The sequence below is a fragment of the Sphingomicrobium aquimarinum genome, from assembly GCF_039655735.1.
Taxonomy (GTDB): Bacteria; Pseudomonadota; Alphaproteobacteria; order Sphingomonadales; family Sphingomonadaceae; genus Sphingomicrobium; species Sphingomicrobium aquimarinum.
The window spans coordinates 1130021-1151980 of record NZ_JBBYXH010000001.1; the positions used below are offsets into that span (position 1 = coordinate 1130021).

Consider the following 21960-nt stretch of genomic DNA (forward strand, 5'->3'; position numbering starts at 1 on the left):
TGCGTTGGTGGGGAAAGAAACGAGGAGACTATTCCATGGCCGAACAGACGATTTTCAAGCGCCTCAAGAAGGATCACGAAACGCATCGCGAATTGCTCGAGCGGATCGAGAAATTGGGCAACACGGAAGAGCGTAAGGCGCTCTTCAACAATTTCCGCGTGGAAGTGACGGCTCATGCCGCTGCGGAGGAAGAAACGCTTTATTCCAACATGCTGGAAGATCCAGAACTTCGCCATGACGGGCAGCATTCGGTCGCCGAGCATCACGAGCTCGACGAACTGATGGCCGAGATCGCCGACACGGACGGCTCGTCGAGCGCATGGATGGAGAAATTCAAGAAGCTCAAACATGACTATCTTCATCATATCGATGAGGAGGAAGAGGACATGTTCCCCGCCGCCAAGGAGGAATTCTCCAAGAGCGAGGCGAAGGAGATGGGCGAGAAGTTCGCCGAGCGGAAGCCGGAGGAATATGATCGCGCCCTCGAAGGTAAGGACATGGAAGACAACCGCGAATAGCGGCCTGTCTTCCGTCGGACTGCGATGACATCAATCCTGCCCGACGGGCCGCAGATCGACCTCCACCGCGCGCTCCTCGCCCGCCCCGATGATTTCGAGGGTTGGCGCGAGGCGGCGCGCGGTTTCGTCATGGCACGCATGCCGCCGCAGGCGGTGACATTCGAGGTTGCAGGCGAGAGCGTCGGGCTGTTCGGCGACGATGCGCCGATCGCGCCCGATCCGCGTAACGAGGTGCGCGTGCCAAAGGCGTTCCTGCCGCTTGCCAAGCGCGCCATCCTCCACTCGGATCCCGAACGCTTCGATCTGCTCTACACTCTGCTGTGGCGCTTGCAGTCGGAACGGGGCCTCATGGAGGACCGCGCCGATCCGCTCGTCGACCGGCTCAACCGTCTTGCGAAAGAAGTCGGTCGGGATGCGCACAAGATGCACGCCTTCGTCCGCTTCCGCGAAATGGCCGACAGTGACGGCGAGGAGCGGATGGTCGCCTGGTTCGAACCCGACCATCACATCACCCGAGCAGAAGCAGATTTCTTCATCCGCCGCTTCCCCAACATGCGCTGGTCGATCCTTACGCCTGAGGTCTGCCTGCACTGGAACGGCGAGACGTTGAGCGAGAGCCCGGGAGCCACCAAGGCGGACGCGCCCGACGGCGATCCGGTCGAGGCGACGTGGAAGACCTATTACAAGTCGATCTTCAATCCCGCGCGCGTGAAGGTGAAGGCGATGACCGCCGAAATGCCGCGCAAATATTGGAAGAATATGCCCGAGACCGCGCTCATCCCCGAGTTGCTCGCCGGCGCGCAGGCACGCGAGGCAGCGATGATCGAGACGAGCCGCAACCGGCCACCAGCGGAGCCCAAAGCCATGTCCGACCTGACGCCCGCCCCTCGAATCGACAGTTGGGAGGCGCTCGCCCGCGAAGCGCAGGCGCGCCACGCACAAGACAATGGCAATTCGGGCACACAGCTCGTCTTTGGCGAAGGCAATCGCGACGCACGGCTGATGCTCGTCGGCGAGCAGCCGGGCGATGAAGAGGACAAGGCCGGTCGCCCCTTCGTCGGCCCCGCCGGCCAGCTCTTAAATGCGGCGCTCGAGGAAGCGGATATCGACCGCGACGCGCTCTACGTCACCAATGCCGTCAAACGCTTCAAATTCGTACAAAAGGGCAAGAAGCGTATCCATTCCAAACCCGGCGCGGGCGACATCGAGCATTTCCAGTGGTGGCTGCAAGCGGAACGCAAGCTGGTGGCGCCGCAGATCACGCTCGCGCTCGGTGCGACGGCCGCGCGCGCCCTCATCGGCAAGACGGTCACCATCAGCCGGGTCCGCGGCGAACCGATTGAGTTGCCGGGTGGCGGGACGGGACTCGTCACCGTCCACCCGAGCTACCTTTTGCGGCTGCCCGACCGCGACGCCGCCGCCAAGGAGCGCGCGCGCTTCATCGACGATCTGAAACGCGCACGCTATATGGCGGCCTGAGAGCGTCCTCTAGAAGGTGAAGCGCACCGTGCCGCGCACCCGTCGCGGCTCGACAGGGTGGAGATTGTTGTCGCCGTGCGCGAAATTGATGCCTTCCTCGTTGAGCAGGTTCTCGGCGTTCACCTGGAGCGCGATGCGGTCGGTGAGGTTCGCGAACAACGCACCCGACACGGTGGTCACCGGGTCGACGATCACTTCGTTGGAAATGCTCGCAAACAGCGACGAACGGTGGCTGACGCCCAATCCCGCGCCGAAGCGCTCGCTGAAATCGTAGCGACCCCATAGGCTCGCCTCGAAGTCGGGCTGGTGCGGGACCTGACGACCCGCGGGCGCCGCATCGGTCGTTTCGGTGATCTCGGCATCCTGGAAGGCCACACCGCCTGCAATGGAGAAAGCGCCGATCTTGCCGACCGCCTCGAGCTCGACACCTTCGGAGCGCTGGGACCCCGTCAGCACCGTGTCGAGCGAGACCGGATCCTGCGCACGGACGTTATCCTGATCGAGCCGATAGGCCGCGACATTGATGTCGAGGCTCGGCAGCACCGCCCATTTGAGGCCGATCTCGCGATTGGTGAAACGCTCGGGCTCCAATGCCGCCGTGGTGGGCGACAGGCTGGAGAATTGGTCGCCCGACTGGGGCAGGAAGCTGCGCGTCCAGCTGGCGTAGAGGCTCAAGGCGTCCGTGGGCTTGAAAACCAAGCCGAGGCGCGGACTCCAGAGGCCATCGGAACGTTCCAGGTCGGAACCTCCGACGAGGTCGATTACACGAATATCGACCCAGTCATGACGCACGCCCGCGATCACGTCGATCCTGTCACCAAGCGCGATCTGGTCCTGCACCAGCACGCCGAAGGCATCCACGTCGGTTTCCGACGCGCGCTCGCCCGAACCGCCACGGAAGGCAAGCGGCGGAATGGCAATCGGATCGGCGAGCGGCACGAACGTTTCGCGGCCGTTGGCGGAAACCTGGTCGGCCGGGAGCGTATCGAAAAAGCCGCGCAGTCGGCCTGCCTCGGTATCCTGGTGCGCATAGTCCGCGCCGACGAGCAGCGTGTGACCGATGGCACCGGTGTCGAAGCGCGCGACAAGGTTGTTCTGGACGAGGAAATTCTCACGCTTGGTCATGTCCTCGTACGCGCTGATCTTGACCGACGGCACGCCGTTCACGTCCGTCACCGCGCTCGAAGGCACCGCATTGCGGTAGATCTTGTCGTACGAACCGTAGAGCGCCTTGGCATTGAAGCTCAGCGCATCCGAGAGTTGATGTTCGACGGCGGCGTCGACCACATGCTTGGAAAAGTCGGTGCGATTGACGTCGCGGTCGCCGAAGAACACGTCGTCGTAACCGTCGATGGCACGCGCAGGGTCGGCGATGGTGCCCCCCGCCCGCGGCGGGATCCCGCGATCGACGTCGCGATGGTCTGCGGCATATTCGTAGCCGAGGTCGACCCGCGTTTCGGGCGACACGCGCCACCCGATCGTCGGATTGACACCCCACCGCTCGCCGCCGACACCGCGAAAGTCGTCGAACCGCTCGTACGTGGCGTTGAGGCGACCGTCGACGGCGAGCGTCAGCGAGCCGTTGATGTCGACCTCGGCAAAGCCGGCGCCCTCGCTGTCGATCGAGACTCCGCCCGCCGCGTAGCGATCGGAGAAGGGGCGCTTGAGGACACGGTTGACGAGACCGCCCCCGCCGCCGCGCCCGAAGACGAGCGCATTCGGCCCCTTGAGCACTTCGACGCGCTCGACATTGTAGAGGCCGCGATAATGCTGGACATCGTCGCGCAGCCCATCGGTGAAGAAGTCGGCGGTCGACAGGTTGCCGCGCACCACGATGGCATCGCGATGCCCCTCGCCCGACTCCATCGCGATCCCCGGAACGTAGCGCATCACATCGCCGACCGAGCGCAGCGCCTGGTCGGCGATCTGCTCGGCGGTGACGACGCTGATCGCCTGCGGGATGTCGTTGAGATCGGCATCGGTGCGCGTTCCGCTCTTCACCTTGTCGACCCCGTAGCCGTCGCGCTTCCCGGTGATGACGATGGGATCGCTGTCATAATTGTCGTCCGATGCGATCGTCGTGTCCGTGATCTCGATGTCCAGCGAATCGCCCGGCGCGGCAATTGCGGCGGTCGGCAAAACGGCAGCAGCCGTCCCGGCAAATAGCGAAAAACGAAGCGTCGCGGAGAAACGAGAAGTCACGGAAATGGTACCCTTTCAATCAGTGTCGAAGGGCGCCCTACCGTTAATGATAATCATTCGCAATAGCACTGTTCTTCAGGCGGGAGATTATTCGGCCGCGACCAGCCTTTCCGCATCGCTGAGGTCGACCGACACCAGTCGGCTCACGCCCTGCTCGATCATCGTCACCCCGTAGAGCCGGTCCATGCGGCTCATCGTCACCGCATTGTGCGTGACGATAAGGTAGCGCGTTTCCGTTTCGGCATTCATGCGCTCCAAAAGGTCGCAGAACCGCTCGACGTTGGCATCGTCGAGCGGCGCATCGACTTCGTCGAGGACACAGATCGGCGCGGGGTTGGTGAGGAAGATGGCGAAGATCAGCGCCACCGCCGTCAACGCCTGTTCGCCGCCCGACAGGAGCGTGAGCGCCGAGAGTTTCTTGCCCGGTGGCTGCGCCATGATCTCGAGTCCCGCCTCCAGCGGATCGTCGGCCTCGACAAGCTCGAGATGCGCCTGTCCGCCGCCGAACAGGGTCGTGAACAGGCTCTGGAAATGCCGGTCCACCTCTTCGAAGGCGGCGAGCAGACGCTGGCGACCCTCGCGGTTCAAATGCCCGATCGATCCGCGCAACCGTGCGATTGCCTCGCCCAGTTCCTCGCGTTCGACCGCGCTTCCCTCCTGCTCGGCCTCCAACTGCGCCAATTCGCTTTCGGCGACGAGATTGACGGGGCCGATCCGCTCGCGCTGGGCCGAAAGGCTCGTCAGCGCCGCACGCAAGTCTCCCGCGCCCTCGAGCGCATCGGGATCAAATCCCAGGCGCCCCGGCAAGGCGCCGGGAAGGCAGTCGTGCACTTCCATGCTTTCCCGCGCCTGCCGGTCGCGCTCGGCCAGCGCCGATTCGGCCCGTTCGCGCGCCGCGGCCCGCTGCTCGCGCGCGGTCGAAAACGCCTCGTTAGCCCGAGACAGTTCGGCATCGCGCTCGCGAAGCGCCTCATTCGCTTCCGCTTCGGCCGCGGCTTTCTCGGCAACGCGCCCCTGCACCTTCCGATGCTCGGCTTCCAACGTCTCGATCCGCTCGCGCAGTTCGTCGGGCCTGACCGCCAGCGCCTCGCGTTCCTCGCGCTGTGACACGTCACGTGCAGCGGCTTCCTCGAGGCGTCGTTCGGCATCGCGCATCCGCGTTCGCCATGTCGCTCGTTCGCTGGCTACCGCAGAAAGTCGCTCGCGCGCGGCCTCGATCTGCTGCCGCCGTGTCGCAACCCTCGCGCGATGCGTCGCCACCGCCTCGCCTTTTTCGCCCGCTTTCTCGCGCGCGCGCGCGACATCCGCCTCCAACCCTGCATCCTCGGGAAGCGCGGCCAAGGCGCGCTGCGCTTCCGCCAGCCGCTCGGCGGCACTGTCATGCAACGGTTTGAGTTCCGCGCGCCGCTCCTTGAGGTTTGCCGCCCGCTCCTCCGCCCGTTCGATCGCGGCGCGTGCCCGGTCGGCATCGCGCGCTGCCGCCCGCGCCTTGTTCTCGGCGTCTGCGAGGCGCTCGCGCGCACCGCGCTCGGCCTCGCGTCCCGCCACCACGCGCCGCTCCACCGCCTCGCGCGCATCGCCAGCCTTTCGTGCACTCGCCTCGAGCCCTGGAAGAGCCTCTTCGAGTGCCGCCATCCGGTTGGCCCGCTCGAGCCGCTCGGCCTCTGCCGCTCCCTCGCCTTCAACGACGAACCCATCCCATCGCCGCATCCGGCCGTCCCGAGTCACGAGACGCTCCCCCGGCTGCAAGGCGCGCCCATCGTCCCGCTCGACGACCGCGATCATCCGCAACCGTCGGTGCAGCGCGGCAGGGGCTTCGACCCGATCGACGAGCATTTCGTCCGACGATGTAGGCTCGCGATCGAGGTCGTCCGGCGCCTCGGTCCAGCGGCGGGGGCCCTTGCCGCCGATGTCCGCGAGAAGATCATCGCCCAATGCCGCCGCCAGTGCCCGCTCGTATCCCGGGTCGGCACGGACGCCATCGAGCGCGCCATGCCCGCCTTCCGCCAGCACCGCCTTGAGCGTGCGATATTCCGCCTCGACCGCTGCCAACGCGGCGCGCGCCTCCGCCAGTGTCGCCTCGGCGCCGTCGCGCTCCTCGATTGCCGCCTCGCCGCTGGCGACAGCCTTTTCGATGTCCTGCTCGGCCTCGGCGATCCGCGCCTGCTGCTGCTCGACCGCCGCCTCCGCCGCTTCCAGTGCAGCGCGATAATCCTCGCCCGCGTCGAGCGTTGCTTCCTGTTCGGCCAACCGCCGCAGTTCATGCTCGATCCGGTCGGCCTGCGCCTGCGCGGCTTCCAGCGCACGATCCGCCACCTTGCGCTCGGCGCGGCCTGCCGCCTGCCGCGCCAGCAATCCGGCCAGTTTCGCCTCGGCTTCGCTCGCTTCCCCCTCTGCTGCCGAAAGGGCGCGCGTGGCCGCGGCGGCATCCTCTTCCTCGCCTGACAATCGCGCTTCGAGGGCGTCCTGTTCGGTATCCAGTTGTTCGATGGCGGCGAGCGCATCGTCCTTCAGCGCCTGCTCGCGGGCCCGGTCGCCCGCCAGTGACCGCATCGCCGCGTCGAGCTCGTCGATCCGGCGCCGCGTCGCGGTGTCCTCCGCCCGCGCGCTCGAGAGGCGATGCGCGATGTCCTGACCTGCCGAACGCGCCGCGATCGCGTCCTCGCGCGCGGTCGAAAGAGCGCGCCCCGCCAGCGCCTGCGCCTTGGCCGCCGCTTCCTGCGCAGCCCGCAATTCCTCGACGCGCTTGTTCATCTCCTGCGCCGTCGTCTCTGCAGCACGCGCCTGCCCCTCCGCCTCGCGGTAGGCGGCGAGCACCAGCTTCGCTTCGGCGAGACGGATCTCGTCGGAAATCTTGCGATAGCGCGCCGCCGCATTGGCCTGCCGCTTGAGCACCGCGGCGCGCGCCGCCTGTTCGCCCAAGAGGCGGTCGACGCGTTCCAGATTGGCCTCGGCTGCCTTCAATCGCTGCTGGGCTTCCTTGCGCCGTGCGTGAAGCCCCGAGATCCCCGCAGCCTCTTCCAGCAGCTGGCGCCGCTGCTGCGGCTTGGCGGCGATGACGGCGCCGATCTTTCCCTGGCTCACGAGCGCAGGGCTGTGCGCTCCCGTCGCCGCATCGGCGAACAGCAGCGCCACGTCCTTGGCGCGCACATCACGCCCGTTGAGCCTATAGGCCGAGCCCGCACCCCGCTCGATCCGCCGCGTGACCTCATTCTCGCCCGCGTCCTCGCCCGCCTCCGGGCCACGCTCGATCGTCAGCGTCACTTCGGCGAAGTCGCGCTCGGGCCGGGTAGCGGTGCCCGCGAAGATGACGTCTTCCATTCCCCCGCCGCGCAGGCTCTTGGCGCTGCCCTCGCCCATCGTCCAGCGGATGGCTTCGAGCAGATTGGACTTGCCGCATCCATTGGGGCCGACGATGCCCGTCAGCCCCTTTTCGATGCGCATGTCGGTGGGCTCGACGAAGCTCTTGAAGCCGACGAGCCGGAGCCGCCGGAACTTCATGTGCGCCGGCCCCCCGCGATCATCTTACTCGGCGGTTTCCGCGTCGGCGGCCTCGTCGCCACCCTCGCCCAGCGCCCGATCGAGGATCGGCTTCAGGTTCGAGAAATTGGCGTCGGCCGCTTCGGCGAGCACATTGTTGACCAGGAAGGTCGGCGTCTTGTTGACGCCATAGTCGCTGACCGCGACATTCTGCATCGACACCAGTTCGCTCACCGCCGCCTCGTCGGCAAGGCAGGCATCCGCCTGGCTGGCGGGAAGACCGCGCTGCACCGCGAAGGTCTTGAGGCCCGACACCTCGGCGAAGCGCTTGAACTGCTCGGTCGGGGGCAGCGACTGCACCTGCTGCGAGACCTGCTGAATCTGTGGCAGATTGTCACCGAACCACTGGTTCTGCGCGGCGAACATCGCGTTCATCAGCGGGAAGAAGCGATTTTCGCCACCGCAGCGCGCCAGCAGCGACGCCGTCACGTCGATGGGATCGCGCGTATAGTTGCGAAACTCGAACGATACGCGGCCCGACTGGATATAATCCTCGACCAACTGCTCCTCACCGTCGGTGCTGAAGTAGGCGCAGGCCCCGCACGTCATCGAGCCATATTCGACGAGCTTCACCGGCGCGTCGGGGTTGCCCATCATGTAGCCGCCCGCCTCCGTCCGTGCGACGACGTCGCTCCACTGCTGGCCCTCTGGCGGGGCAACCGCCTCGACCGGCGCATCGGCCACGGGCAGGTCGCCGCCCGTCGCGGCTTCGTCACTGTCGCAAGCCGTCAGCGCCAGCGCGGCGGCGGAGAGAATGAGCAAGTTCTTCATCATCGTTCCTCGTGATTTGCGAGAGGCGCCTCAAGGGAGCCGATCGCTCGAATGGTGTTCCGGTAAAGCGTCAGTCGGCCTGGCCGTCCAGAGCCAGCATCTGGTCGAGCGTCGGCTTGAGGCTCGGCCACTGGTTGAACGTCGTCATCGTCACATCGTCGATCAGAAAGGTCGGCGTCCCGCGAACGCCGTGCGCGCCCTGCGCCGTTTGGTGAATTGCCGCAAGTTCGGCGACGGCGGTCTCGTCCGACAGGCAGGCCGAGATTTGAGCCCGTGATAGACCCTGCGCGGACGCGATCGTGTCGAGACCGGTCGTCTGCGCGATCCGGGCGCGCTGTTCGCCAGCCGAGAGCGCCTTCACTTCGGGCAACAGCGCGCGCACGGCGTCGACCTTGGCGGTCCACCAGTCGCCCTGCGCGTCGTAGAGCGCGTCGACCATCGGGAAGAAAGTGTCGGCCGAACCGCAGCGCGCCAGCAAGGCGGCCGTCTCGTCGACGACGTTGAGCGTATAGCTACGCACCTCGAACGACACTCGTCCGCTGTCGATATAGTCGGCGGAAAGCGGCGCGGTGCCTTCCTCGTGGAAATGGGCGCAATGACCGCAGATCAGCGAGGCATATTCCACGAGCTTCACCGGCGCGTCGGGGCTGCCCATCCGGTAGCCGCCCGCCTCGGTCTTGGTGACGACCTTGCTCCACGCGGCGTGGGGCGCCTCTTGCTGCTGCGCGGCAGCCGTGCCCGGGAGCATCATCGCGCCAAGCGCCGCCGCGACAAGGCCTGCCTTCAGGATATGCTCGTTCATTGGTCGTTCGTCTCTCGCCTGGGATCGCCGATGCGTCCGAGAACCGGGATATTGATCGGGGGCGGCGCCGGTCGTTCCTCGTCGAGGCTCGCTGCCAGCGCCTCGAGGCAGGCGCGCAATTCGGGATCGGGAATGTCGCGCAGGCCCTCGCCCAGTTCGGCGGGAACAGGCTTCACCTGCGGCCGCTTCACCGGTGAGACGGGACGTTCGACCCGACCCTGCTTGAACACCACCTTCGTCACCGCGCCCGCACCGAAGAAATCGTTCACCCGATCGAGGATCATGGGCGCGAGATGCTGGAAGAGCGGCGCCTGCGCACCCTCGACCTTCAACGTCAGCGTCCCGCCGCGTTTGGCGCCCGATGGGAACCGGATCGATTCGGGGCAGGACAAGGCGGCATATTTCTCGCCGACGATCTCTTCCCACCGTTCGACCACCGCCGACTGGACGAAGCCGAACCGCTTGAACGCCTGCCCCGCGATGGGCGCAACGAGATCGCCCGCGCGGCGCACGCCGCCGACGCGTTTGTGGTCCTCTGGTCGCGAATGCTTCGTCATCGCCCGCGTTCATGCCATAGGCGCGCCATGCGGCAAAGCGTCTCCGACAAAATAATAGCTTATTATCACGCGCATGCGCGCACCCTGCCATGGCGGCTGCCGCCCGGCAGCAACGCCAGGCCCGATCCCTACCGCGTCTGGCTGTCGGAAGTGATGCTCCAGCAGACGACCGTCGCGACCGTCGCGCCGCGTTACGCGGAGTTTTTGGAGCGCTGGCCGAGCGTCGAAGCGCTCGCCGACAGCCCCCTGGAAGAGCTGCTCGTTGCCTGGGCGGGGCTCGGCTATTACGCCCGCGCCCGCAACCTCCATGCCTGCGCCAGGCTTGTCGCGACGCGCGGCGGCTTTCCAGAGACCGAGGCCGAATTGCGCGCGCTCCCCGGCATCGGCGACTATACCGCCGCCGCCATCGCCGGAATCGCCTTCGGCGCGGACAGCGTGGTCATCGATACCAATGTCGAACGCGTCGTCGCCCGTCTGATCGCGCTCGACCGCCCCATCCGCGAGGCGCGTCCGACGATCCGCGACGTCGCGACTTCACTCTACGAGAACGTCGATTCGGGAACGCTCGCGCAGGCACTGATGGATTTGGGCGCCACCATCTGCCGCCCCCGCGAGCCGCGCTGCGATGCCTGTCCCGTACGCGCGGACTGCGCCGCCTTCGCGACGGGCGACCCCGCATCCTACCCGCCCCGCCCCGCCAGGAAGGAGAAGCCCGAGCGACACGGCACGGTCTGGTGGAGCGAGCGCGACGGATCGGTCTTCCTCATCCGGCGCCCCGCCAAGGGCCTGCTCGGCGGCATGGCGGCGCTCCCCGGCACCGACTGGATCGACGGTTCGCCGCCCGCGACCGAGCGCACGATCACGCATGGTTTCACTCATTTCCGGCTCGCGTTGACGGTCGAGGAGCGCGCCGATCCGCCCGACGAACCGACCGGCTGGTGGCAGCCCTTGGACCGCCTTGACGAGGCCGGCCTGCCGACGCTTTACGCCAAGGCTGCCCGGCTGGCGCTCGCTCGGCAGAAAAGCCTTCCGCTCACGCCTTGAAACCCCGCGCGGCACGCCGTAAAGGCACCGCAAACACTTAATCCAAGGGATCGTATGAACGACCGTCAAAACACCATCGCCGGCTGGGTTCTCTTTGCCAGCGTCGTCGCGCTCGGCACCACGCTGGTGGTGGGCGAAGTCTTTCACGGCGAGGAAGTCGAGAGCTGCGAAGAGGGTGCCGAGGACGGCTATTGCCCGAGCTACGTCGCCGAAGCCTCGGTCGCCGAGGGCGGCGCCGAGGAAGAGCAGGCGATCGCCTTCTTCCTCGCGACCGCCGATGCGACCCGCGGCGAGCAGGTCTTCAAGAAGTGCACCGCCTGCCACAACGCAGCGCAGGGTGGCGCCAATGCCTTGGGTCCCAACCTCTGGGCCACGCTGGGCAAAGATATCGCCGGCCATGCGGGCTTCAGCTACTCCGCCGCGCTCCAGGGCGTCGAGGGTAGCTGGAACTTCGAGAATATGAGCGAGTGGCTCAAGAGCCCGCGCAACTTCGTGTCGGGCAACAAGATGACCTTTGCGGGCCTGTCCGATCCGCAGGACCGTGCCGACGTCATGCTGTGGCTCAACGAACAGGGCTCGAACATCCCCGTTCCCCCGCCCCCCGCGATGGACGAGGACAAGGCCGACGCCGAAGCCGCCGCCAACGATGGCGAGGCGCAGACCGCTCCCGATACCAACACCGCCGACGACCTCACCGAGGAAAGCGTCGAGGGCACGGGTTCCGAAGGCGGCGTCGAATCGGCGGACGCGGCCGAATAGGCGGCGCTTTCGCCCGCAAAACGCTCACGAAAAAGCCAGCCTTCCACATCGATCGGAAGGCTGGCTTTTCTTTTGCGCAATGCCTTGGGAGGCGGCCTCTATCCGTGGTGGTCGCAGACCTCGTAAGCGGCGCAGACATGCTTCCAGGCCTCCTCGGCCGTTTCGACCCAGGTGATGAGATCGAGGTCGCCCTTCGAGATGGTGCCTTCCAGCGCCAGCGCTTCGAGATCCATCACCTTGTCCCAGAATTCTTCCTTGCCGAAGACGAGGATCGGCATCTTGTGCACCTTGCCCGTCTGGATGAGCGTCAGCAGTTCGAACATCTCGTCGAAGGTGCCGAACCCGCCCGGGAACACCGCCACCGCGCGGGCGCGGATGAGGAAGTGCATCTTGCGGATCGCGAAATAATGGAACTGGAACGATAGCTCCGGGGTGATGTAGCGGTTGGGCAGTTGCTCGTGCGGGAGCACGATGTTGAGGCCGATCGATTCCTTGCCCTCGTCGTGCGCGCCGCGATTGGCGGCTTCCATGAAGCTCGGCCCCCCGCCCGACACGACCACGAAATGCCGCTCGCCGTCGGCATCGACCGGATAGGTCGAGGCGATCCGCGCCAGCTTGCGCGCCTCGTCGTAATAATGCGCCTTGGCCACCAGCCGCTCGGCGACCTTGCGATCCCTATCGGTATCGGCCGCATCGAGCAGTTTTTGCGCCTCGGAAGGCTCCGGCACCCGCGCCGAGCCGTACATGACGAAGGTCGAGGCGATATTCGCCTCCTGCATCAGCAATTCGGGTTTCAGGAGTTCGAGCTGCAGGCGGACGGGCCGGAGCTCGTCGCGCAGCATGAGTTCGTTGTCCTGGAAGGCGAGCTTGTACGCCTCGCTCTCGGTCTGCGGCGACGAAGGGACGTGCGCGGCGGCTTCCGCATCGGACTTGGAGGTCGGAAAGACGCGTTCTTTGGGTGAATGTTTTTCGGTCATAGCAGGGCGGCGTAGCGCGATGCCACGCCGCCCGCCAGTATCAATACACCCGCTTTTTCGGCTCGATGTAGCTGATATCGTCGGTCAGCGTGAAATCGTGGACAGGGCGATAGTCGATCGTCGCCTTGCCGTCCTTGCCGCCCCAGCCGTCGATATGGATGAGGCTGTGCTTCATCCAGTTGGCATCGTCGCGTTCGGGATAATCCTCGTGCATGTGCGCGCCACGGCTCTCCTTGCGGTTCGCCGCCAGTCCGATGGTCGCCTTGGCCTGCACGAGGAGGTTGTCGAGTTCCATCGTCTCGACGAGGTCGCTGTTCCAGATGAGACCACGGTCGGCGACCGAAACGTCCTGCATCGAAGCATAGGTCGCATCGATCTTCTCGACGCCCTCGGCCAGCACTTCCTCCGTGCGGAACACGGCGCAATTGGCCTGCATCGTCTTCTGCATTTCCAGACGGATGTCGGCGGTGCGGCGCTCGCCGTCGGCGTGACGGAAATGATCGAGACGCGCCAATGAAAGGTCGGCCGAGTCCTTGGACAGGTTCGGCCCCGCCTTGCCCGCTTCGATGACTTCGGCGAGCCTGAGGCCCGTAGCGCGCCCGAAGACCACGAGATCGATGAGGCTGTTGGACCCGAGGCGATTGGCGCCGTGCACGCTGACGCAGGCCGCCTCGCCCACCGCGAACAGGCCCGGGACGACCGCATCGGGATCGTCGCCCCGCTTGTGGACGACTTCGCCGTGATAGTTGGTCGGGATGCCGCCCATATTGTAATGCACCGTCGGCACCACGGGGATCGGCTTCTTGGTGAGGTCGACGCCCGCGAAGATCTTGGCCGTCTCGGTAATGCCCGGCAGCCGTTTGGCGAGGATGTCAGGGTCGATGTGATCGAGGTGGAGGAAGATGTGATCGCCCTCCTCGCCGACGCCGCGACCCTCGCGAATCTCCATCGCCATCGAGCGCGAAACCACGTCGCGGCTGGCAAGGTCCTTCGCGCTCGGCGCATAGCGCTCCATGAACCGCTCGCCCTCGGCGTTGGTCAGATAGCCACCCTCGCCGCGCGCGCCCTCGGTGATGAGCACGCCCGCGCCGTAGATGCCGGTGGGGTGGAACTGGACGAATTCCATGTCCTGGAGCGGCAAGCCGGCGCGCAGCACCATCGCGTTGCCGTCGCCGGTGCAGGTGTGCGCCGACGTCGCGCTATAATAAGTGCGCCCGTAGCCGCCCGTCGCAAGCACCACGGCCTGTGCGCGGAAGCGGTGGATCGATCCGTCGTCGAGATTGAGTGCGATCAGCCCGCGGCAGACCTTCTCGCCGTTCGCGCCCTCTTCCATGATGAGGTCGATCGCGAAATATTCGATGAAGAAGTCGGCGTCATATTTGAGGCTTTGCTGGTAGAGCGTGTGCAGCATCGCATGGCCGGTGCGGTCCGCCGCCGCGCAGGTCCGCTGTGCCGCGGGGCCCTCGCCCATGTTCTGCGTCATGCCGCCGAAGGCGCGCTGGTAGATCTTGCCTTCCTCGGTGCGGCTGAACGGCATGCCGGCATGCTCGAGTTCATAGACCGCCTGCGGTGCCTCGCGGCAGAGATATTCGATCGCGTCCTGGTCGCCCAGCCAGTCCGATCCCTTGACGGTGTCGAACATGTGCCAGGTCCAGTGATCGGGCCCCATGTTGCCAAGCGACGCGGCGATCCCGCCCTGCGCCGCGACGGTGTGCGACCGCGTCGGGAAGACCTTGGTGACGCAGGCCGTCTTCAACCCCTTTTCGGCCGCGCCCATCGTGGCGCGCAGCCCTGAGCCGCCCGCGCCGACAACGACGACGTCATAGATATGATCGATGATCTTGTAGGCAGTCATGGGGGTGTCAGGCTCCGAAAGCGAGGGATGCGAGCGCGAAGAGCGCAAGGGCAGCGCCCGCGATCGCGATCATGGTCAGGATGAAATGCACGGCGATGCGATTGCCCTCGACATGGACGTAATCGTCGACCGCCACCTTGAGGCCGTCGAGGCCGTGGACGAAGGAGACGATCACGAAGAGCGCCATCGGAACCGCGCCGGCGGGCCCCGAAAGCCATTCGGCAACGGTCGCCTTGTCGAAGCCTGGCAGCATCAACAGGGAGAAGAGAAGCCAGGCCGAGAGCAGCACCAGCGCCACGCTGGTGAACCGCTCCATCAGCCAATGCTCGCCACCCTCGCCCGCGCTGCCGAGGCCGCGCACTTTCGCAAGCGGGGTCGCGCTTTTTCCGCGGGCCATCAGAACACTCCCTTGAAGATCGCCCAGACGAGCGCGGTGAAGAACAGCGAGAGGACGATCGTCATGATCGACCAGAAGCGGTTGACCTTGAGCTCGTAGCCCGCGCCCATGTCGAGCACGAGGTGGCGGATTCCGGAGAACGTGTGCTGGAAGAAAGCCCAGGTCAGCCCGATGAGGACGATCTGCCCGTACCAAGCCGAGGCATGGTCGGTGAAGGTCGCATAGGCATCGCCGCTGCCCGCCAGTGCGGCCAGCCACCAGGTCAGGACGGCAAGCCCGGCCACCGTGATCGCAGCCCCGGTCACGCGGTGCAGGATCGACACCAGCATATGCGATTGCCAGCGATAGATGGACAGGTGCGGCGAAAGCGGCCGCGAGTGAGGACGCGAGGTGGGCGCGTTCATCGATTTCCTCTCGAGATCATAAGTGTGTGCCTCGTTAGGCGAGCCCCCGTCGCAGTGCAAGACGGGCCCTTTGGACTAACCTCGCCTTAACCACTTCGGGTGCATGGAAGTCGATGAACGACGACGACACGAAAAATCACTCGAGGGAAGTAGCAGTCAGCATGAACATGATGTCGCAAGCCGGTTTCACCGAAACCTATGACCTGAAGCGGGGCCTGGCACTCTATGATCCGGCGGGAGACCTTCCCGTGCGCGCCAAGCTCCTGTTCGACGCGATCGAGGGCGTCGAGGTCGAGATGGCGCGCGAATTCTGGCGTCGCTACGCCCAGTCGCCCGAAGTCACCGATCCGATGCCCGAGGCAAAGATCGAGAAGCTCGCCGAGCGCATCACGCCCTATGTCCGCTCCAAGTTCACCGCCATCACCGAGCCGGGCTGGACCGAAAAGTCGCGCGAATATGTCCAGCGCGCCCACGATGGCGGCATCAGCCTGTCGACCCTGCTCGCTGGGGTTTCGGCCGAAACCGAAGCCGCCTTCGTCGCGATCCGCCGTGCCGCGGTGTCCGAAGAGCAGACGGTGCTGTTCGCACGCACGCTGTCCGAACTGCAGGCCCTCGAGATCGACTGCTTCATCCACCACGCCATCGCCATCACCCGCCAGGAAGCCGACATGGTCACCTCGCGCCAAGCGGGCGAATTCAACGACGAGGTCATGGGCGTCGTCGAGCGCTGCACGATGGAAAGCGGCGCGCTGCGCGAGAAGGCCTCGCAGTCCGCTGCAAGCGCGCGCGGCATGCTCGGCAAGACGAGCGAAGTCGCCGCCGCTGCCGAACAGTCCGCCACCGCCATGCGCGAGGCGGCGCAGACCGCCGCGGGCCTCATCCGCGCCATCGAGGATGCGCGTAACGAGGTCGAGACCGCCGCAGAAGTCGCCAACCGGGCCGGCAGCCAGGCCTCGGATGCGGTCGCAACCTCCGAAGCCCTGTCGGGCCACGTCGAAGCGATCGAATCGATCCTCGGCCTCATTCGCGACATCGCGGGCCAGACCAACCTCCTCGCATTGAATGCCACGATCGAGGCGGCACGCGCGGGCGATGCGGGCCGCGGCTTTGCGGTGGTCGCGCAGGAAGTGAAGTCGCTCGCCAGCCAGACCGCGCGCGCCACCGACGATATCGCGGGCAAGATTACCGCCATCACCGCCGCAACGCGCGAAACGGTCAGTTCCAACGCCTCGATCCAGCAGACCGTCAGCGACGTCCAGCAGTCCGCCGACCGCATCCGCGAGGCGATGGAGCAGCAGGCGCAGACGGTGACCACCATCACTGCCGCCGTCGACGAGACCGCGCTCGCCGCCGACTCGATGAGCAGCACGATCGCCACGATCCGCAGCGATACCGAGAATGTCGCCAAGGATATCGACGGGGTCGAGGAAGGGTTCGGCCGCTTCTCCGACGAGATCGCCGCCTTCCGCCAGCAAACCCAGAATTTCGTGTCGCGTTTCGCCGTCTGACCTGCCACCCGCCTCGAGGAATCTGCTGATGACCGAACCCGTTGGCCGCCGCATCAAGGCCCTGACCCCGATCAGCGAGGAGCAGGTCCAGGCGCGCGTCTCAGCCTATATGGCCGACCCTGCTTTCCCGGCGGCGCACGCCGAGGTCTGGCCCGCGCTCGAGGGCGAGATCCTCGAGGCCGCGCAGAAGCATTATGGCGAGCGCGGCGAGAATTTCGTCAAGCGCCTGTTCGCCAAGCCGATGAGCGAGGAATGGATCCGCGACGTCGCGCAGATCGGCATCGTCCTGTTCGGCGAAGAAGAATCGATCCCGCACTGGAACGTGCGCCGCGCCGCCACGACCATGGACATCATGGCCGCCGCCCGGCGGAAGTTCTCCGACGATCCCGCCATGATCGGCAAGATGTGCGACACCATCCTGACGACCATGCTCTACACCGCCGACATCATCCTCGCGCAGGTCGCCGTCTGCGAAAGCCGCGAGGCCGCCGAGGAGCGCACCGTTCACGGTCGCATGTTCCAGCGCCAGGTGAAGCAGATCTCGGGCACCGCCGCCGACAAGGCCAAGCAGATGCTCAGCCGCGCCGACGAGACCGCCACGAGCGCCAGGGGCATGCTGGGCAAGACGAGCGAAGTGGCCTCCGCCGCCGAGCAGTCCGCGCTCGCGATGCGCGAAGCTGCGCAGACCGCTGCGGGCCTCATCCGGGCGATCGAGGACGCCCGAAACGAAGTGGAGACCGCCGCAGGCGTCGCCACGAAGGCAGGCGACCAGGCTGCCAAGGCCGTCGCCACGTCCGAAGCGCTGTCGGAGCATGTCGCGACCATCGAAGAAATTCTCGGCCTCATTCGCGACATTGCGGGCCAGACCAACCTGCTGGCCCTGAACGCCACCATCGAAGCCGCGCGCGCGGGCGATGCGGGCCGCGGCTTCGCGGTCGTCGCGCAGGAAGTGAAGAGTCTCGCCAACCAGACGTCCAAGGCGACCGACGATATTGCCAGCAAGATCACCGCCATCACCGCGGCCACCCGCGAGACGGTCGAATCGAACGCCTCGATCCGCGCGACGGTCGGCGATGTGCAGGCCAGCGCCGACCGTATCCGCGAGGCGATGGAACTGCAGGCGCAAACCGTGACCACCATCACTGCCGCGGTCGACGAAACCGCGCTCGCGGCCGATTCGATGAGCAGCACGATCGCCTCGATCCGCGGCGAGACCGAGCAGGTTGCCAGCTCGATCGGCAAGGTGAAGGCCGACTTCGACGACTTCACCGCGCAAATCGAGGACTTCAGCCGCGCGAGCTCGGAATTCGCCCTCAACGTCGCCGCCTGAGGGCCACCATGCTTCCGATTGCGCCTCCCCGGCGTTAGGGGGGCGTCATGAACATTCTTCTCACCGGCGCCAGCCGCGGCATCGGCGCGGCAACCCTCGAAGCGCTGCTCGCCGACGGGCACCGTGTCGTGGGCCAGTCGACCGCTGGCGACGGCGACCTTCTCGCCGCCGACTTCACCGATCCCGCCGCGCCGCGCACACTCTGGGAAACCGCCTTCGAGGCGCTGGATGGCCGGATCGACGTGCTCGTGAACAATGCCGGCGTATTCGAACCGGTCGACGACAATGCGTCGGACGCGGAATGGGACCGTGTCTGGGAGCGCAGCCACCAGATCAACCTCAAGGCCAGCGCCGATCTTTGCCGCCACGCCATCAGTCACTTCCGTAGCCGCGACGCGGCGGGCGGACGCATCGTCAACGTCGCCAGCCGCGCCGCCTATCGCGGCGACAGCCCCAGGCATTGGCACTATGCCGCCGCCAAGGCCGGCATGGTGGCCATGACCAAGTCGATCGCCCGTGGCTATGCGCAGGAGGATATCCTCGCTTTCGCGGTGTGCCCCGGCTTCACGATGACCGGCATGGCCGAGGATTACCTCGCCAGCCGCGGGGGCGAAAAGCTGCTCGCCGATATTCCGCTGGGTAAGGTCGCCGAACCCGCCGAGATCGCCGAGACCATCCGCTGGCTTGCCGTCGATGCGCCCGCCAGCGCGACCGGCGCGGTCCTCGACGTCAACGGCGCGAGCTTCGTCCGATGAGCTGGCGTGTGACCCTCTCCTGCACCCGCAGGGAAGCCGAACGAATCGCGGCCGAAGGCGAAGAGCAGTTCGCGATCTGCGATACCCAGCCCGTCCTGGTCGTCGAGGAGATCGACAAGGACACGCCCGACCAATGGCGCCTGATCGCCTATTTCGAGGAAGAGCCGAGCGCGCAGGCAAAAGTGATTCTCGAGCGCATGGTGTTCGGCGGCACGCCCTATGTCGAACGACTCGAGGACGCCGACTGGGTGACCATGAGCCAGGCGGGAATCGAGCCGATCCGTGCGGGTCGATTCCATGTCCACACCCCCGCCCACCCGCCGTGTGAAGACGATGGCGTCGTCAATTTCCTCATCGAGGCGGGCCTCGCCTTCGGCACGGGGCAGCACGCTACGACCCTTGGCTGTCTCGAAGTGCTCGATCGTCTGGAGCGCGACGGCAAGCATTTCTCCAATATCGCCGACATCGGGACGGGCACCGGCCTTCTCGCCTTCGCCGCGCTGCATTTGTGGCCGCGCGCGCGAGTCGTCGCCAGCGACATCGACCCCGTGGCCATTGAGGTCGCCGAGGAGAATGCCAGCCGCAACAAGGTGAGGGTCGCCGAGGGCGCGGGCCATGTCCTGCTCCTCAAAGCCGCGGGACTCGGGCACCCGTTGCTCGCGCGGCTCAAACCGTTCGACCTGCTCATCGCCAATATTCTCGCGGGGCCGCTGATCGATCTTGCCCCCGGATTCGCCGCCGCGCTTGCACCGGGCGGAACGATGGTGCTGTCGGGCCTGCTCGACGAGCAGGCCGAACGGGTTGCCGCCGCTTATGCCGCTCACGGCCTGTCGGCGCGCGAGCATTCCGTGGATGAATGGCGTGTCTTAACGCTCGAAAAAGGTTAATTTTCCGCCAAATCACTCGGTTCGTCGCGCCGCAAACACCGCTCATACCGCATTCTGGAACACGCGACTTGCCGGTTTCCCAGCCCCGGGTATGAGGCGGCGCGTTATGGGGACATCAACAATCCAGAGCATTCGGGGCCGCCTTGCGCGCACCTCGGCCAATCGCAAGATGCACTCGCGACTGCGCGTGCGTCTTTCGGTTTTCGCCATCCTTCCGGCCCTGGCGGTCGCGGGTTTCGCGCCCGCCGAGCCCGTCGATGCGGGCGACAACATGCCGCGCGACATGGTGCTGCGCGTTGGCCAGCCGATCCCCGACGATGCCATGATCACCGATCTTTCGGTGCTGGCGGAGAAAGAAGAGTCGGCGGCGACCGAGGAAGTGCTGACGCCGGTCCGGGCCAGCTATTACGGCAAGCGTTTCGCCGGCCGCCCGACGGCCAGCGGCGAAATCTTCAACCCCGCTGCCATGACGGCGGCGCACCGCACCCTTCCCTTCGGCACCATGGTCGAAGTCACCAACGTCCGGAACGGCAAGGCCGTCACCGTCCGCATCAACGACCGCGGCCCTTTCCACGGCAACCGCGCCATCGACCTCAGCCGCGCTGCCTCGGACGCCATCGGCATGACGCCGAGCGGCACCGGCACCGTCACGCTGCGCACGATCAGCTAAGCCGTTCCAGCCGCGCCCGAAGCAAGGCGCGCGGCCCGTCGCCTTGGGTCAACGACAGCGCCCGTTCCAGCGCCGCGCGTGCTTCATCACCGCGACCCAGCCGCGCGAGGATGTCGCCGCGTGCAGCATGCCATGGCGCGTAATCATGACTTTCTTCCGGTAACGCCTCCAGCGCGGCGCCAGCATCGCCCGCCTGCGCCATCGCCACTGCGCGCGCGATGGCCACGGTCGGCCCGCCGTCGAGCGTGGCGAGTGCATCGTAGAGTTTCACGATAGCCGGCCAGTCCGTCGAGGCACCGAAGGCGCGCCTTGCGTGCGTCAGGTGAATAAGCGCCAGGATCCGGAAGCGCCCGGGCCGACCGTCAAACGGCGCATCGAGAAGCGCGCGCGCACGCTCGATCCTTTCCCGATCCCATAAGGCGCTGTCCTGTTCGCTAAGCGGTATGTTCCCGCCCCCGCGTGCCGCCTGGCGCGACCGTGCGAGCAGGACAAGCGCCGCGAGCGCCCGCGCCTCGGGCTCGTCGGGCAACAGGTCGACCAGCATTTCCGCCAGCCGCTCCACCTCGGCCGTGAGTTCGTCGCGCGCTCCCTCGCGGTAGGCCGCGACATAGGCCTGCTCGAGCGCGAGGAGGATCGCCTCGACCCGCTCCCCCCAGTTGCGGCGGTGCGGCAGTTCGAACGGAATGCCTGCCGCCCCCACCTTCGCCTTTGCCCGCGTAATCCGCTGGCGCACCGCATCGACGTTCAGAAGAAACCCGGACGCAATCGCGCCCACCTCGACCCCGAGAACGATCCGCAGCGCGAGCATCGCCCTTGCTTCGAGACCGATCGCCGGGTGGCAGCAAATGAACAGTAGCCGCAGCCGTTCGTCGGGCACTGCTTCTGGGAAGGCGATCACGGCGGGTTCGGCAAGGGTCACGGCGCCTTCGATCGCCCGTTGCTCGCGTACCGACTTGCGGCGCGTGTCGATGATCGAACGCTTCGCCGCAACGAACAGAAAAGCCGCGACATCGTCGGGCCGCGAACCGCTCGCCACCAGTTTCTCTACCGCCGCGTCGAACCCCTCGTCGGCGGCTTCGAGGTCGCGGAACTGCGCGGCGAGCGCGGCCACCACGCGTGGCCGCACCGCCATCGCATCGGCCCCTAGTCCTCGTCCGGCCATACCGGTCGTACCTCGACCGCTCCGTTGCCGGGGATCGGGATCTTCTTCGCCCACGCGATCGCTTCGTCGAGATCGGCGACGTCGATCAGATAATAGCCGCCAAGTTCCTCGTGCGTCTCGGCAAAAGCCCCGTCGCGAACTACCGGCGGCCCGCCATTTTCGTAGCGAAGCGTGGTTGCGGTCGCATTGCCCTTGAGCCGAATGCCCGACCATTGCTGGCCGCTCGCCTCCAGTTCCTCGATAAGCTTCATATGCCCGGCGAGCGTCCGTTCCATGAGCGCCGCGCCCTCGTCGCTATGATAGACACGCTCGTCTTCGTTGATCAGCAGCAGATATTGCATGT

General features: G+C 66.3%; 20 protein-coding genes. 9 read left to right on the forward strand and 11 right to left on the reverse strand.

From position 1 onward, the window contains the following. Nucleotides 1-35: 35 nt before the first annotated feature. Entirely contained in the window at nt 36-518 is a 483-nt protein-coding gene (locus WJS89_RS05820) for a hemerythrin domain-containing protein (protein ID WP_346339974.1), read from the forward strand. Between the two features lie 24 nt (nt 519-542). Further along, nucleotides 543-1997 (forward strand): UdgX family uracil-DNA binding protein, encoded by a 1455-nt coding sequence (locus WJS89_RS05825; protein ID WP_346339975.1) that lies wholly within the window; start codon nt 543-545, stop codon nt 1995-1997. A gap of 9 nt (nt 1998-2006) precedes the next feature. On the opposite strand, the gene WJS89_RS05830 is transcribed toward WJS89_RS05825, so the two are convergent. The 5 genes from WJS89_RS05830 to WJS89_RS05850 all read right to left on the reverse strand — a co-directional run bounded on the left by WJS89_RS05830 (nt 2007) and on the right by WJS89_RS05850 (nt 9869). Then, entirely contained in the window at nt 2007-4199 is a 2193-nt protein-coding gene (locus WJS89_RS05830) for a TonB-dependent receptor (protein WP_346339976.1), read from the reverse strand. An 87-nt stretch (nt 4200-4286) separates the two neighbouring features. Then, entirely contained in the window at nt 4287-7700 is a 3414-nt protein-coding gene (locus tag WJS89_RS05835) for an AAA family ATPase (protein WP_346339977.1), read from the reverse strand. 24 nt (nt 7701-7724) lie between these two features. Beyond that, the gene (locus WJS89_RS05840; protein WP_346339978.1) at nt 7725-8513 is read right to left on the reverse strand and encodes a thioredoxin domain-containing protein; all 789 of its coding nucleotides are present in this window, start codon (nt 8511-8513) and stop codon (nt 7725-7727) included. 67 nt (nt 8514-8580) lie between these two features. Further along, nucleotides 8581-9312 carry a thioredoxin domain-containing protein gene (locus WJS89_RS05845; protein ID WP_346339979.1) on the reverse strand — a complete coding sequence of 244 codons (732 nt, stop codon included), beginning with the start codon at nt 9310-9312 and terminating at the stop codon, nt 8581-8583. Continuing rightward, nucleotides 9309-9869, reverse strand: coding sequence for a DUF721 domain-containing protein (locus WJS89_RS05850; protein WP_346339980.1), 561 nt, complete (start codon nt 9867-9869; stop codon nt 9309-9311). The genes WJS89_RS05845 and WJS89_RS05850 overlap by 4 nt, the downstream gene beginning before the upstream one ends. 27 nt (nt 9870-9896) lie before the next feature. Between WJS89_RS05850 and WJS89_RS05855 the strand changes: the two genes are divergently transcribed. Both WJS89_RS05855 and WJS89_RS05860 read left to right on the forward strand, forming a co-directional pair. Next, nucleotides 9897-10913 (forward strand): A/G-specific adenine glycosylase, encoded by a 1017-nt coding sequence (locus tag WJS89_RS05855; RefSeq protein ID WP_346339981.1) that lies wholly within the window; start codon nt 9897-9899, stop codon nt 10911-10913. 54 nt (nt 10914-10967) lie between these two features. Continuing rightward, nucleotides 10968-11672: a c-type cytochrome gene (locus WJS89_RS05860; RefSeq protein ID WP_346339982.1), complete on the forward strand. Its 705-nt coding sequence runs from the start codon at nt 10968-10970 to the stop codon at nt 11670-11672. 98 nt (nt 11673-11770) lie between these two features. On the opposite strand, the gene WJS89_RS05865 is transcribed toward WJS89_RS05860, so the two are convergent. Genes WJS89_RS05865 through sdhC form a run of 4 tightly spaced genes read right to left on the reverse strand, consistent with a single transcriptional unit; the run spans nt 11771 to nt 15305 of the window. Beyond that, complete coding sequence (locus tag WJS89_RS05865; RefSeq protein WP_346339983.1) at nt 11771-12649, reverse strand: LOG family protein; 879 nt, start codon at nt 12647-12649, stop codon at nt 11771-11773. Nucleotides 12650-12689: 40 nt separating this feature from the next. Continuing rightward, complete coding sequence (gene sdhA, locus WJS89_RS05870) at nt 12690-14504, reverse strand: succinate dehydrogenase flavoprotein subunit (RefSeq protein WP_346339984.1); 1815 nt, start codon at nt 14502-14504, stop codon at nt 12690-12692. A gap of 7 nt (nt 14505-14511) precedes the next feature. After that, entirely contained in the window at nt 14512-14901 is a 390-nt protein-coding gene (gene sdhD, locus WJS89_RS05875) for a succinate dehydrogenase, hydrophobic membrane anchor protein (RefSeq protein ID WP_346339985.1), read from the reverse strand. Beyond that, a complete protein-coding gene (sdhC, locus tag WJS89_RS05880) occupies nt 14901-15305 on the reverse strand; it encodes a succinate dehydrogenase, cytochrome b556 subunit (protein WP_346339986.1) in 405 nt (134 codons plus the stop codon). The genes sdhD and sdhC overlap by 1 nt, the downstream gene beginning before the upstream one ends. A 161-nt stretch (nt 15306-15466) precedes the next feature. Between sdhC and WJS89_RS05885 the strand changes: the two genes are divergently transcribed. From WJS89_RS05885 to WJS89_RS05905, 5 genes are all read left to right on the forward strand, one after another. Beyond that, nucleotides 15467-16813, forward strand: coding sequence for a methyl-accepting chemotaxis protein (locus WJS89_RS05885; protein ID WP_346339987.1), 1347 nt, complete (start codon nt 15467-15469; stop codon nt 16811-16813). Nucleotides 16814-16841: 28 nt separating this feature from the next. Further along, entirely contained in the window at nt 16842-18143 is a 1302-nt protein-coding gene (locus WJS89_RS05890) for a methyl-accepting chemotaxis protein (RefSeq protein ID WP_346339988.1), read from the forward strand. Nucleotides 18144-18190: 47 nt separating this feature from the next. Further along, nucleotides 18191-18898: an SDR family NAD(P)-dependent oxidoreductase gene (locus tag WJS89_RS05895; RefSeq protein WP_346339989.1), complete on the forward strand. Its 708-nt coding sequence runs from the start codon at nt 18191-18193 to the stop codon at nt 18896-18898. Then, on the forward strand, nt 18895-19785 hold the full coding sequence (locus tag WJS89_RS05900; RefSeq protein WP_346339990.1) for a 50S ribosomal protein L11 methyltransferase: 891 nt from the start codon (nt 18895-18897) through the stop codon (nt 19783-19785). Before WJS89_RS05895 ends, WJS89_RS05900 begins: the two co-directional genes overlap by 4 nt. 106 nt (nt 19786-19891) lie before the next feature. Further along, complete coding sequence (locus WJS89_RS05905) at nt 19892-20455, forward strand: septal ring lytic transglycosylase RlpA family protein (RefSeq protein WP_346339991.1); 564 nt, start codon at nt 19892-19894, stop codon at nt 20453-20455. Here the strand turns inward: WJS89_RS05905 and WJS89_RS05910 are convergent. Beyond that, nucleotides 20448-21617, reverse strand: coding sequence for an RNA polymerase sigma factor (locus tag WJS89_RS05910; protein ID WP_346339992.1), 1170 nt, complete (start codon nt 21615-21617; stop codon nt 20448-20450). The two genes, WJS89_RS05905 and WJS89_RS05910, sit on opposite strands and share 8 nt — an antisense overlap. Beyond that, entirely contained in the window at nt 21599-21958 is a 360-nt protein-coding gene (locus tag WJS89_RS05915) for a YciI family protein (protein ID WP_346339993.1), read from the reverse strand. Before WJS89_RS05915 ends, WJS89_RS05910 begins: the two co-directional genes overlap by 19 nt. Between the last annotated feature and the right edge of the window lie 2 nt (nt 21959-21960).